The organism is Sporosarcina trichiuri (assembly GCF_030406775.1).
GTDB classification, from domain to species: domain Bacteria; phylum Bacillota; class Bacilli; order Bacillales_A; family Planococcaceae; genus Sporosarcina; species Sporosarcina trichiuri.
Genome location: NZ_CP129119.1, coordinates 2546927 through 2560332 on the forward strand (window position 1 = coordinate 2546927; position 13406 = coordinate 2560332).

General features: G+C 57.1%; 12 protein-coding genes. 8 read left to right on the forward strand and 4 right to left on the reverse strand.

Translation table 11 applies throughout. The features are described 5' to 3' along the window. Positions 1 to 58: 58 nt before the first annotated feature. Genes nagA through ptsP form a run of 5 tightly spaced genes read left to right on the forward strand, consistent with a single transcriptional unit; the run spans position 59 to position 4707 of the window. Positions 59 to 1219 (forward strand): N-acetylglucosamine-6-phosphate deacetylase, encoded by a 1161-nt coding sequence (gene nagA, locus QWT68_RS12800; RefSeq protein ID WP_040285402.1) that lies wholly within the window; start codon positions 59 to 61, stop codon positions 1217 to 1219. A 39-nt stretch (positions 1220 to 1258) separates the two neighbouring features. After that, entirely contained in the window at positions 1259 to 1981 is a 723-nt protein-coding gene (locus QWT68_RS12805) for a GntR family transcriptional regulator (protein WP_040285650.1), read from the forward strand. A 7-nt stretch (positions 1982 to 1988) separates the two neighbouring features. Further along, positions 1989 to 2711: a sugar isomerase domain-containing protein gene (locus QWT68_RS12810; RefSeq protein ID WP_040285403.1), complete on the forward strand. Its 723-nt coding sequence runs from the start codon at positions 1989 to 1991 to the stop codon at positions 2709 to 2711. A 20-nt stretch (positions 2712 to 2731) separates the two neighbouring features. After that, a complete protein-coding gene (locus QWT68_RS12815) occupies positions 2732 to 2998 on the forward strand; it encodes a phosphocarrier protein HPr (RefSeq protein WP_040285404.1) in 267 nt (88 codons plus the stop codon). Next, positions 2995 to 4707 carry a phosphoenolpyruvate--protein phosphotransferase gene (gene ptsP, locus QWT68_RS12820; protein ID WP_040285405.1) on the forward strand — a complete coding sequence of 571 codons (1713 nt, stop codon included), beginning with the start codon at positions 2995 to 2997 and terminating at the stop codon, positions 4705 to 4707. The genes QWT68_RS12815 and ptsP overlap by 4 nt, the downstream gene beginning before the upstream one ends. Before the next feature lie 39 nt (positions 4708 to 4746). Here ptsP and QWT68_RS12825 read toward each other — a convergent pair whose 3' ends face one another. Then, on the reverse strand, positions 4747 to 5337 hold the full coding sequence (locus QWT68_RS12825; protein WP_040285406.1) for a YusW family protein: 591 nt from the start codon (positions 5335 to 5337) through the stop codon (positions 4747 to 4749). A 114-nt stretch (positions 5338 to 5451) separates the two neighbouring features. Between QWT68_RS12825 and QWT68_RS12830 the strand changes: the two genes are divergently transcribed. After that, entirely contained in the window at positions 5452 to 6831 is a 1380-nt protein-coding gene (locus QWT68_RS12830) for an FAD-binding oxidoreductase (RefSeq protein WP_290148596.1), read from the forward strand. Positions 6832 to 7299: 468 nt separating this feature from the next. After that, complete coding sequence (locus QWT68_RS12835) at positions 7300 to 8547, forward strand: cytochrome P450 (RefSeq protein ID WP_290148597.1); 1248 nt, start codon at positions 7300 to 7302, stop codon at positions 8545 to 8547. A 58-nt stretch (positions 8548 to 8605) separates the two neighbouring features. Here the strand turns inward: QWT68_RS12835 and QWT68_RS12840 are convergent, their stop codons facing one another. Next, a complete protein-coding gene (locus QWT68_RS12840) occupies positions 8606 to 9514 on the reverse strand; it encodes a LysR family transcriptional regulator (protein WP_290148598.1) in 909 nt (302 codons plus the stop codon). A gap of 106 nt (positions 9515 to 9620) precedes the next feature. Here QWT68_RS12840 and QWT68_RS12845 point away from each other — a divergent pair, with 106 nt between their 5' ends. Then, positions 9621 to 10652 carry a YeiH family protein gene (locus QWT68_RS12845; RefSeq protein ID WP_290148599.1) on the forward strand — a complete coding sequence of 344 codons (1032 nt, stop codon included), beginning with the start codon at positions 9621 to 9623 and terminating at the stop codon, positions 10650 to 10652. A 104-nt stretch (positions 10653 to 10756) separates the two neighbouring features. Here the strand turns inward: QWT68_RS12845 and QWT68_RS12850 are convergent, their stop codons facing one another. Then, entirely contained in the window at positions 10757 to 12427 is a 1671-nt protein-coding gene (locus QWT68_RS12850; protein WP_290148600.1) for an ABC1 kinase family protein, read from the reverse strand. Between the two features lie 163 nt (positions 12428 to 12590). Continuing rightward, positions 12591 to 13220: a CBS domain-containing protein gene (locus tag QWT68_RS12855; protein WP_040285412.1), complete on the reverse strand. Its 630-nt coding sequence runs from the start codon at positions 13218 to 13220 to the stop codon at positions 12591 to 12593. Between the last annotated feature and the right edge of the window lie 186 nt (positions 13221 to 13406).

Consider the following 13406-nt stretch of genomic DNA (forward strand, 5'->3'; position numbering starts at 1 on the left):
GCCGGCCGGGGAGACAACAGTCACCCGTCCGGCGCATTTCGTTAAGGAGCGGACACATATGACAACAACATTACTCAGTAACGGAACAGTCGTGACACCCGATGGCCTGGCGGAGCACTGTGATGTGTTCATCGAAGACGGTGTGATCCGCGAAGTGGGCCCTGGCCTGAAGCGTGAAGCGGACGAGCATATCGATGCGTCAGGACAGGTTGTACTGCCGGGGTTCATCGACATGCATATCCACGGGGCGGCAGGAGCGGACGTCATGGATGCCACACCGGAAGCGATCCGGACGATGGCGGACGTGCTGCCGAAGGAAGGGACGACCTCCTTCCTCGCGACGTCCATGACACAGGCACCGGAAGCGATCAGCGCGGCGATGAAGAATCTGGCCGGCTTTGAATCGGTGCCCGGTCAGGCGGACATGCTCGGCATCCATCTGGAAGGGCCGTTCGTGTCGCCGAAACGCGCCGGTGCACAGCCGCTGCAGTACATCTGCCCGCCGGATGCCGATCAGTTCGATCAGTGGCAGAAGGAAGCGGACGGTAAGATCCGGATGGTGACGCTGGCACCGGAAGAGCCGGGCGGCAAGGCATTCATTGCCAAACTGTCGTCCGAAAGCGTCATTGCGTCTCTCGGTCATACGAACGCGACGGTCCTCGAGATGGAGGATGCGGCAGCAGCCGGCGCGAAGCAGGCGACGCATCTGTACAACCAGATGTCCCCCTTCCATCACCGGGAGCCGGGTGCGATCGGCGGGGCGCTGCTGACGGACGGCCTGTGTGCGGAAATCATCGCGGACTTCATCCACAGCCATCCGAAATCCGTGGAACTCGCCTACCGCATGAAAGGCCCGGATCGTCTCATTCTCATTACCGATGCAATGCGTGCGAAAGGCCTGGATCCGGGGGAATACGAGCTCGGCGGCCAGCCGGTCCACGTGACGGAAACCGATGCACGGCTCGCGGACGGCACGCTGGCCGGCAGTATCCTGAAGATGGGACAGGCTGTGCGGAATGTTGCCGTGATGCTCGGTCTCGGACCTGTGGAAGTGGCGAAGATTTCATCGGGCAACGCAGCGCGACAGCTCGGCTTGGATCAGAAGGGTGCCATCGCGGAAGGGAAGGATGCGGATCTCGTCCTGCTGGATGCGGACTGGGAAGTCACCCGGACGATCTGCCGCGGTGTGACAGGGTATGAACGCCATGGAAGCAAGTAAGGGACGGGCCGGCACCCCGGCGGATCGGCGGTGGTCATGATCGTCGACAAGCAATCATCGATTCCGATCTACGTCCAGATCGAGGAGCTGCTGCGCGAACGGATTGCCTGCGGAACCTATCCTGTCAATTCCCTCATCCCGTCCGAGCGGGAGTTGTCCGAGCAGTTCGGCGTCAGCCGGATGACCGTCCGGCAGTCGCTCATGAACCTCGTCAAGGAGGGGCTGCTGTACCGGGAGAAGGGCCGGGGAACATTCGTCGCCGAAGAGAAGATGGAACAGCCGCTGAACGGGCTGACCAGCTTCACGGAAGATATGAAAGCTCGCGGGTTCGTGCCGGGAACAGCGCTCGTCAGTTTCAAGGAGGTTAAGCCGGATAAGCAGGTGGCGGCCCGGCTTGGACTGCCGGCCGGTGCACTGGTCTACCAGATTGTCCGCGTCCGGTACGCCGACAATACACCGATGGCGATCGAGCGGTCGTTCCTGCCTGTGGCTCTGCTGCCGGATTTGACGGAAGCCGCCTTGCAGGGTTCGCTCTATGCCTACATTGAACAGGAATGCGGACTCGTGATCGGGCAGGCGGTACAGCGGATGGAAGCAGCCCTTGCAAAGCAGGAGGACGCAGAGTTCCTCCAGATCAGCCTGCCTGCCGCAGTCGTTCTGATCGAGCGGGTGAGCGCCCTTGACGACGGCCGTCCGTTTGAAGTGGTGCGCAGTACATACCGGGCGGACCGCTATAAATTCATCAGTGAAATCGGGAGGTGATCCTGCCATGACAGGGTATATTGAAAAGGTACAGCAACTGATCGGCGAAGCGGGGGAGGCAGCCGTCCCCGTTTTGAAGGGAGCGGCGGGTGAACTGGCCGCGCGTCTCAGCCGGGGCGGGATCATCCAGCTGTTCGGCTCGGGCCATTCACAGCTGCTCGCACAGGAAGGGTTCTACCGGGCGGGCAGCCTTGTGCCTGTCCGGCCGATCTCCATCGGGCCGCTCATGCTGCATGAAGGGGCTGTGAGTTCTTCCATGTATGAGAAAGATCCGGCATTCAGCAGATCGTTCCTGGACAAGCTCGATATCCGGCCCGAGGATGCGGTGATCATCATCTCCACATCCGGCCGGAATCCGGTTCCGCTCGACGTCGCTGAATATGCTGCTGCACAAGGCGCCTATACGGTTTCCCTGCAGTCTTTGCGGTATACTGAACAAGAGCATCCATCGCGCCATGCGTCCGGCAGGCGGCTCGAAGAACTCGTCGCGGCTGTGCTGGATACGCAAGTGCCGCCGGGCGATGCGGTCATGCAGGTCGGCGGTGTGCAGTGCGGTCCGGTGTCTTCGGTCATCGGCAATACGCTGCTGCATGCGCTGTTCTGCGAGACCGTCGCCGCCATGGAAGCGGACGGGCGCACCCCTCCGGTTTTCAAGAGCGGCAACTTGGAGGGAAATGCAGAGTATAACGAAAAACTGGTCGCCGCCTACAGCGGCCGCATCAAGTTCTAATTTTAAAGGAGAGATCGGTTATGGAAAAGAAAACGTACACAATCACAAGCAGTGAAGGGCTCCATGCACGTCCTTGTTCCCTTCTTGTCTCAGCTGTCACCCCGTTCCAGTCGGACGTCACAATCACCTATAACGGGAAGAAAGCGAATATGAAATCGATTATGGGTGTCATGGGCATGGGCATCGAGTCCGGCGCGCAAGTGGACGTGGAAGCGGATGGCGCTGACGAATCAGAGGCGATCGCGAAAGTGGACGAGATCATGAAGCAGGAAAGTATCGGCGAGTGACAAACGAACTGACAGGGATCGGGGTTTCCGACGGCATTGCGATCGCCAGAGCCTACCGTCTGGAATCACCTGATCTGACCGTTGAAAAGCGCACGATCGACGACCCGGCATCGGAAATCGCCCGGTTCGAATCCGCTCAAAGTGAAGCGGCTGATGAACTGGAAGCCATCCGTAAAAAAGCTGAAGAGAATTTCGGCGCAGACAAGGCGGCCATTTTCGGTGCGCACCTGCTCGTCCTGAACGATCCGGAACTGCTGTCGAGTGTGAAGGGCAGCATCGAGCAGGGAAACAACGCCGAGTATGCACTCCAGCAGGCGGCGGATACATTCACGGCAATGTTCGAAGCAATGGACAACGAATACATGCGCGAGCGGGCGGCGGACGTCCGGGACGTGACGAAGCGCCTTCTCGCCAAACTGCTCGGCGTGCACGTTTCCGATCCATCCTCGATCGATGAAGAAGTTATCATCGTGGCGGATGACCTGACCCCGTCTGCGACCGCACAGCTGAACAAGGAGTTTGTCAAAGGGTTCGTGACGAATATCGGCGGCCGCACGTCGCACTCCGCTATTCTCGGGCGGATGCTTGAAATACCGGCGGTGGTCGGCACGAAGTCGGCAATGGACGCAATCGAGCAGGGCACACAGCTGGTCGTGGACGGCACGGACGGATTGGTGCTGATCGATCCGACGGAACAGGCTGTCCATGACTACACGGTCAAACAGGAAAAGTTCCAGCAGGACAAGGAGCTGCTGAAGCGCTATGTGACGGAATCGACAAAGACGAGCGACGGACAGCACGTTGAAGTCGGCGCGAATATCGCATCTGTCGATGACCTGCCGCTGGCGGACAAAAACGGAGCGGAAGGCGTCGGCCTGTTCCGCACCGAATTCCTGTACATGGGCAACAGCGACTGGCCGACCGAAGAAGAGCAGCTGGAAGCATACAAAGCGGTGTTGACCGCAATGGGCGACCGGCCGACCGTTGTCCGGACGCTCGATATCGGCGGGGACAAGGAGCTCGATTATTTCAAGACGCCGGATGAAATGAATCCGTTCCTCGGTGAACGCGCCATCCGTCTCTGCTTCGCGGAGCCGGACATGTTCCGCACACAGTTGCGGGCACTCCTGCGGGCGAGCATTCACGGGAACCTGAAGATCATGTTCCCGATGATTGCGACGCTCGAAGAGTTCCGGAAGGCGAAGGGCATGCTGCTGGAAGAAGAAGAGAAACTGAAAGCGGACGGTTTTGCGGTAAGTGAGTCGTATGAAGTCGGCATGATGCTCGAGATCCCGGCAGCCGCCGTCATTGCGGACCTGTTCGCAAAAGAGGTCGACTTCTTCTCGATCGGCACGAACGACCTGATCCAGTACACGATGGCCGCAGACCGCATGAACGAATCGGTCTCCTATCTGTACCAGCCGACCCATCCGGCCGTGCTGCGTCTGATCCACAATGTGATCACGGCTGCGCACAAGGAAGGCAAATGGGCCGGCATGTGCGGCGAAGTCGCGGGCGACCCGCTGGCCATCCCGATCCTGCTCGGCATGGGCCTCGACGAGTTCTCGATGAGCCCGTCCAGCATCCTAAAAGCGCGCTCCCAGATCGCAGGTCTTTCGAAGGCTGACTGGGAAGGATACATTCCGGAAATCCTCCAGATGGGCACATCTGAAGAGATCATTCGGTTCGTACAGGACCACAGTAAATGAAAAAAGCGGAACCGGGACGCGGTTCCGCTTTTTCGTATGTCATTTTTTATCTTCAAAGGTGAGTTTCTTGCCGTCCGGCATTGTGATCTCCATGTCGAACTTCACATAATCATCTTTCAGACCGAATGCATCCAACGCCTGCTGGATGGCGTCTTCTTTCGACGTCGTTTCAGTGATGGTGAGTTCTTTCAGTTTTGGATAGATTTCATCGAACGCTTCCTGTCCGTTCAGGTTCTGATTGGACAGTTCATCTTCTACTTTTGCTTCGACGACACCATTGTCCTGCTCGATTTCGATTTCATATTCCTGGTCCTTGCCGTAGTCGACTTCCAGTTCGAATTCATCATACGCGAGCTGGTCCATCTTTTCCTTCATATCGTCCTGGCCGTCGGCTGCTGTGTCCGATGAATCGGATGTGCCGCTTGTATCCGTCTCTGTACCCGTACTGCCGTCTTCACTGTCCGTACCGGCATCGTCCATTCCGGTATCCGTGTCATTGACGGAGCCCGGTTCCGTGGCCGTGTCCTCCGTACCGGTTGTATCTGTCGCTTTGTCGTCGTCCGTGCTGCCGCAAGCCCCGAGTAGCAGGCTCAGCGCAAGGACGCTGCCTGCCGCTGCTGTTGGTTTCATGATGCAGTCCTCCTGTTTGAGTTCATTACAACCAGTGTTCCCGGTTCCATCGGTACCAAACAGAAAGAAGATGCGCTATACTTGGAAAATAGCGAAAACGGAAGGAAGGATCTTATGATAACTGCAATTGAACAGCTGACAGAGGACCTGTCAAAATTCCTGGAGCCCGATCAGATCACGGTGAACGAAACGGTCCGCGACCTGCATAGCAAGGACGAATCCTACCATACGCCGAGCCTGCCGGATATGGTCGTCTTTCCGAGGTCGACCGAGGAGGTGAGCCGGATCGTCAAAACGGCGGCTGCACACAAGATGCCGGTCATCCCGTTCGGCGTCGGCTCGAGTCTCGAAGGCCACGTGATCCCGTATGACAGCGGCATCACGATAGACTTCACGGAGATGGATAAAATCCTCGACATCCGTCCGGCGGATATGCTTGTTACGGTCCAGCCGGGCGTCACGCGCACTGCGCTTAACAAAGAACTGAAGAAGCATGGCCTGTTCTTCTCGGTCGATCCGGGAGCGGACGCCACGCTCGGCGGCATGGCCGCAACGAATGCGAGCGGCACGACGTCCGTCAAATACGGCGTCATGCGAGATCAGGTCCGGGATATGGAAGTGGTGCTGGCGGACGGAACGATCATCCATACGGGCAATATGGCGGCGAAGTCGTCGTCCGGCTATCATCTGAACGGCCTGTTCGTCGGCTCGGAAGGCACACTTGGCTGCTTCACGGAACTGACGCTGCGTGTGTTCGGTATCCCTGAGGTGACGGTTGCCGCCCGCGCCGTCTTTGACTCGGTCACCAATGCAATCGAAGCCGTACCTGCGATTCTGCAGGCCGGTATCCCGATCGCCCGGGTGGAGCTCGTCGACACGGAATCGATTCGCCAGGTGAACGCCTACAGCGAAACGGATTACGCCGAGCAGCCGACGCTGTTCCTGGAATTCCACGGCAACGAGGCCGGCCTCGCCCAGGATGTTGCGTTCACGGAAGAGATCGTCAACGACTTCGGCTGTAAAGAGATCCTGTTCGAAAAGGAGACCGCGAGCCGCAACCAGCTGTGGGAAGCGCGCCACAATGCGGCGTACGCCTACACGCACGGCTTCCCGCGCAAACAGATGATGCTGACGGATGTCTGTGTCCCGATTTCGGAACTCGCAGAGGCGGTCGTCTTCGCCCGGGAAGAGCTCGACCGGCTGCGGCTCGAAGGCGGCATCGTCGGCCACGTCGGCGACGGCAACTTCCACGTCCTGCTCATGATCGATCACGATGACGCAGACGAACTGCGGCGGGCCAATGACTACAACGAAACCATCGTCCGCCGCGCCCTCGCCTGCGGCGGCACGTGCACCGGTGAGCACGGCGTCGGCGTCGGCAAACAGAAATACCAGCGTGAGGAACACGGTGCCGCCTATGACGTCATGCTGAAGATCAAGCAGGCGCTCGACCCGGAGAACTTGCTGAACCCAGGAAAACTGATTATAGAATGACGCAAGCGAGCTGCCGGCCGGGCAGCTCGTTTTTTTGATTGAAGAGGGCACATGACTGTTGGTGGCGCAACTGCGACTCGTGTATGGAATTGTGTGCGAGGCGAAGATGCAGCCGTTTTAATTGCACGAAGCCCAGGGAACCGGCAGCATCATGCGAAAAGGGCCGCCTTACTTGCACGAAGCCCAGCAAACCGGTGCCTTCATGTAAAAAGAGCTGTCTTACTTGCACGAAGTCCGGCCAACCGACACACCATGCAAAAAGCCAGGCCCTGCATCGCCAGACCACCATGCCGAATCTCTCATGCCGCTCCCGCCAAATCAGTTCCTGGCTTGTCGGCGCCGCCGTTTCGGCGCATTCTTATTAAACCACTTCAGGCTGATTCCATTTTGCCCGCGCCCGGCGCCCGGCGTTTACCCAGCCGTTCCCAGGGAAAGGATATAGCAAAAAGGAAATGGAGCGGATCATACATGTCACCGATACCGAAAGAGGAAGGGATCGACCATACACTCGGCCTGATGAAGGAAGGCTATGACTACATCCCGAAGCGGAGCCGGGAGTTTGGCTCTCCGATCTTTGAAACGCGGCTGCTCGGGGAGCGTGTCATCTGTCTGACGGGGGAAGAGGCGGGCCGGATTTTCTATGATAATGATAAATTCATCCGTCATGGGGCGGCACCGAAGCATGCCCAGAAAACACTGCTCGGCGAAAACGGGGTGCAGACGCTGGACGGGGAAGTGCACCACCATCGGAAAGCGATGTTTATGGAACTTATGAATCCCGATCATACCCGCCAGCTCGGGAAGCTGACGGCGGACGAATGGGAGCGGAAACTCGATCAGTGGGGCAGCGGTGCGGACATCAACCTATATGAAACGGCCCAGGAGGTGCTCACCCGCGCTGCCGTCCGCTGGGCCGGCGTCCCGCTGTCCGAAGACGACGTCCAGAAGCGGACAGGCCAGATCGTCCAGCTGTTCGAATCGCCGACCTCCGTCGGTGTCCAGTATATCCGCGGCACCCGGGCGCGCAGTGATCTCGAAGACTGGATCGGGGGTCTCGTCGAGGACGTGCGCGCTGACCGGCTGCAGCCGCCGGCCGGCACAGCATTGCTGACATTCTCCCAGCATAAGGATCTGGACGGCAATCCGCTCGATGCCCGCACAGCTGCAGTGGAAGTGCTGAACATCGTCCGGCCGATCGTTGCCGTTTCCATCTATATTGCATTCACAGCGCATGCGCTCCTTACGCATCCGGAGGAACGCGCCAAACTGAAGGGCAGCAAAGAGGAACCAATCGAACACTTCGTGCAGGAAGTCCGCAGGCTGTACCCGTTCTTCCCGTTCAATGCGGCGCGCGTCAAAGAGGAGTTCAGCTGGAACGGGGAAACTTTCGAAGAAGGCACGCTGGTCATCTTCGATTTCTATGGGACGAACCACGAAGAAGCGAACTGGCCGGATCCGGACCGGTTCCGTCCCGGACGGTTTGCCGCAGATACTGTCACGCCTTTCAATTTCGTTCCCCAAGGAGGCGGCGATCACGCGACCGGCCACCGCTGTCCGGGCGAGTGGGCGACTGTCGAAGTGATGAAAGTGACGCTCGATTACTTGGCGAACAAGATGGAGTATGACGTCCCGGATCAGGATCTCAGCTACAGCATGTCGAGCATTCCATCGATTCCGCAGAGTGAAATCATCCTCAACGGGGTTCATCGCCGCTGATTAAGGAAAACTGTCCAGGAAGCACCAGTACGGTCTTCCCCGGACAGTTTTTGGTTTTTCAGCCCCGCTGCCCGAACGACGTCAGATCATCCGCAGACTGCAGCAGATCCAGGAACACTTGCAGCGCTTTCGTTCGGTACGTCGAGTTGGTCACGACGGAAAACTGGCGGATATGGGGCAGCCCGGGTGCCTGTATCACTGCGAGATCTCCATGCGCCAGCTCTTTTTGCACAGCCCATTCCGACAGAAGGCTGATGCCGAGTCCCGCTCCGACAGCTTCCTTGATGGGCTGGGTGCTGCTGAACTGAATTGTCCGGTCTGGCGTGATGCTCTTATCGCTGAAAACGGTCTCTGCCGCCTCCCGTGTGCCGGAACCGCGTTCCCGCATGATCCACGTCTGCTCCGCAAGCGACTCCCAGCTGACCGGCTGGGCGGAATCCAGGAGCGGGTGCCCGGGCGACGCTGCCAGCACCATATGATCTTCCGCAAGCGGCAGTACGGCGAGCTGCCGGTTTTCCTTGAAACGGCCTTCCACGATGCCCGCGTCGAGCTGCTGGGCGACAATCAGATCGGCGATTTCGGCCGTATTCCCGATGGTGACATCCGGCTGGATGCGCGGATAGTCCGCCAGCAGCCGGGCCAGTATATGGGGAAGGACATATTCGCCGAACGTATAACTCGCCCCGATCGACAAAGGCCCACCCGCCTCGTTCGACAGATCATCGACGAGCCGGTGCATGCGTTTGTACAACCCGACGATGTCCTTTGCGTGGTCGTACACGATTTCACCCGCTTTTGTGAGTCGCACATACTTGTTCGTCCGCTCCAGCAGGCGGGCGCCCATCGTGTCTTCCAGTGCCCGGATGTACTGGCTGACGGCCGGCTGTGTCATGTGCAGATCCTCCGCGGCACGTGAAAAATTCCTGCGCTCCGCCGCTGTCACGAATACAAGCAGACTCTGGTCCATATCCACTCACCTCCTATGATAATGAAACACTTATGGCAACCATTATAAATTATTATTTTTCTTATGGAAACTCTGAGCGTATACTGGAAATCAGGAGGTGTTCTGCATGAATACACAAACTGCATCCCCTTCACCGAAACAGCCGTCAGCTGCGACAGCCTGGTTCGGCGGAGTGGCGTTCACATTTTTCATCGCACTATTAGGATTCCTGCTTGCCATGCTTCCAGGTTTCAGCCAGATCGGCCAGATGGCATGCGCAATTATCATCGCGGTCATCTACCGCCAGTTCTTCGGCTATCCGGAAGCTATCCGGCCGGGGATTGCCTTTTCTTCCAAGCGCCTGCTCAGGACAGCGATCATCCTGTACGGATTGAAACTGAACATCGATGTCGTCTTGAAAGACGGCATCGGCCTGCTGGTCCGGGACGTCGGCGTCATCATCTTCGCCATCTTCATGACGCTGTGGCTTGCGAAGCTGTTCAAAGCCGACAAGAATATCTCACTGCTGCTCGGCGTCGGCACGGGTGTCTGCGGAGCCGCTGCCATTGCGGCCGTCGCGCCGATCGTCAAATCCAAGGACGAAGATACGGCAATCGGCGTAGGGATCATTGCGCTCATGGGTACTGTGTTTGCCATCGGGTATACGATCCTCCGCCCGATCCTGCCGTTCGACTCCATGATCCAGTACGGCATGTGGTCCGGCATCAGCCTGCATGAAGTGGCGCACGTCGCCCTCGCAGGAGCGCCCGCCGGGGAAGACGGCCTGGCGATCGCACTGCTTGCGAAACTGGGCCGTGTCTTCCTTCTCGTTCCGCTCTGTTTCATCTTCATTGCAATCATGAAGCGGAAAAACAAAGGATCCGAAGAGGGCGATGCGAAAATCGAGTTCCCGTGGTTCCTCGTCGGGTTCATCCTGCTCAGCGTCCTTGGCACGTACGTATTCGGTCCGGTCATCCCGGTATCCGATGGTGTCTATGATGCACTCGGCGTCCTGACATCCTGGCTGCTGACAGCCGCCATGGTCGGCCTGGGCCTGAATGTCAGCTTACGCGACCTGCGTAAGCGGGCACTCCGTCCGCTGGCTGCGATGGCTGTGACATCGATCCTGCTGTCGGTCATTGCCTATTTCGTTGTATAACGGAAACACGCTCAAGGGAATCCGATTTCCCTGAGCGTGTTTTTTCAATTTACACGGACATATGCCCCGCAGGCGGTAGGTACCCGCATCCCAATGACTACCCGCTACATTCTCCCTGATTTAAATATGGAGTACAGCAGGAACAAAAACATGAGAAACGCGACGATGGCACCGATTTCGATGACAGGAAGGTTCAGCAGGATATTGTTCTGCCCGGCGATTGCCGATCCGATGATCAGTCCGGTCATCAGGATGCTGAAAGCGAGCAGGATGACGCTGAAGGCGAGCCGGTTGCTGATGATATCCAGACGCCGCAGGATGAACCCTGCCTGCCGGAGATTGATATCCAGCTTGAGTTTGCCTTTCTTCAGAGCCGTGCTGATGTCCTTGAAGTCCTTCGGGATGTTTGCAATGATCTCTGCATTTTCAGTCAAGCTCTCCCAAGCGTTCTTCAGCACTGCGGATGGGCTGTACCGTTCCCGGATGAGCTGTTTGCCGAACGGCTCGACACCGTCCATGATCCGCATATGGGGATCCAGTTTGGAGATCAGGCCTTCCACCGTCAGGATTGTTTTGCCGAGCACCGTAATTTCACTCGGGATCCGGATCCGATGACGGTAGGCGACCTCGAACAGATCGACGAAGACGCCGCCGAGACTCACGTTTTCGAGCGGTACGTCATAATACTTCGTTTTCAGCAGGCCGAGATCTTTCTCGAGGCTGCGAAGATCGGTATCATCGTCCAGGATGCCCATCGCATCCAGTGCCTTGATGATCCCTTTCGTGTTTCCGCGTTCCAGTTCCATCACCAGTTTTGCAAACTGGAATTTCAAGTTATCGTCCAGGAATCCCATCATGCCGAAGTCGATGAACGACAGCGTATTGCCCGGCAGGAACAGGATGTTGCCGGGATGCGGGTCCCCATGGAAGAAACCGTGATCGAGCACTTGGCTGAACATTTCATGGACAAGGTTCCTGGCGAGGAGTCCGCGATCATATCCGAGCTCATCAAGACGCGCCAGATTGTCCGATTTCACCCCCTCGATCAGCTCCATCGTCAGCACACGGCCGCTCGAAGTGTCCCAATAGATTTTCGGTATATAGACGCCATCATTGCCTTCCGACTGCTTGGCGATCCGCTCGGCATTCCGGCCTTCGTGTTCATAATCGAGCTCATCGAGGAGGGTGTCGGCGAATTCGCTGATGATTTCCCTGATGCCGTACATTTTTCCCCACTCTGTATTGTTCTCGATAAGTCCTGCGATCTCTTTCAAAATCGACAAATCAGTATGTACTGTGTTCCGGATGCCCGGCCGCTGCACTTTGACCGCCACTTTCTGACCGTCATGCCGGAAGGCTTCATGGACCTGGCCGATCGAAGCGGTTGCCATCGGCACATCATTGAACGACTCGAAGGCATCGGTGAGAGGACAGTCCAGTTCATCCTCAACGATCTGCTTGACCTGTTCGAACGGGAACGGTTTGGCGTGGTCTTGCAGTTTCTCAAGTTCACGGGTGATTTCCGGCGGCACCAGATCCCTGCGGGTACTGGCGATCTGTCCGAGTTTGATGAAAGTCGGGCCGAGTTCCTGCAGGGTGCGGCTCAGTTTTTCGCCGATATGCTGCAGATTCGTATCGGACTGCTCGCCATCCGCAGCCCTGGATCTGCGTCGGTCAGTAAGGCCCAGACGGAACAGGACATGGCTGAACCCATTCCGCAGGAACGCATTGATGATTTCCTGGAACCGGTATGTCTTTCGAATTGACAGCTTCATCTCAACTGCACCTCCCCCTTAACTGTTTCCTATACCCATCCGGCGAGTATGGAAAACGATAGGCGGCCTGCTGGAGTCATTCGGGGCAGGACACCTGCAGTATTGCAAAAAAGCCATTCAGAAACCGGCGGAACCGGCATTCTGAACAGCTGCTTGTGCGCCATCATTGTTTTTCAAGTCGTTCGATCTGCAGGATCCGGAAGCCTGCCTTTTCAAGTTTCGTCTGAAGTGCCCGGGTCTCTTCTTCCGTCTTTTCACCTTCAAGTGTCAGGACGACACGGCGTACCAGAACAGATCCGTTATCGAGCGTCAGCATGCCTTCGATATTCTCTCCGCGGAGCGTACGGGCCAGCTTTTCGATCATGCCCCTCGCTTCCGTGGAGGAAATCGTCAGATTGAGACCGCCGGTTTTGACACCGAAAGCATCCTCGAATACGCCCTCGATCTGATTGTGTGTCAGGATGCCGACCAGTCTGCCATGATCGGTGACCGATATGAAGGGAAGCGCTTTGATTTTCAGCAAAGCATCCAAGAACGAGGAGGTCTCTTCGATACAGTCATCTTTGTGCTTGACGATCGATTCAACAGTGGCGTTCTCATCACCGTTCTGTTCATACAGGTACTCGATCAGGTGGATCTTGTAGATCATCCCTTTGTACGTATCCTGGGCATCCACCACTGGCACGGAACGGAAACCGCTCTTCCGTATTTTGTCCAGCGCCTCTTTTACAGTGTCTTTGTCGTTCACAGTAGTTACATAGTTTCTTTCCACAAATAAGTCTCGTACACGCATGCAGAATCCCTCCAATTGTTTTCGATCATTTCTTACTATTCGGTAAAGTAAGTATAAGTGAAACAGAATGCAGAGAGCAAGGCTTATTTGAACGTGTTGTACAGCTCCATTGTATAGGAGACAACGCGAAAAGTCCTGCCGGTTGTTCAACTGACACAAGATGTTTGGATTCTTCCCGATTTCCGT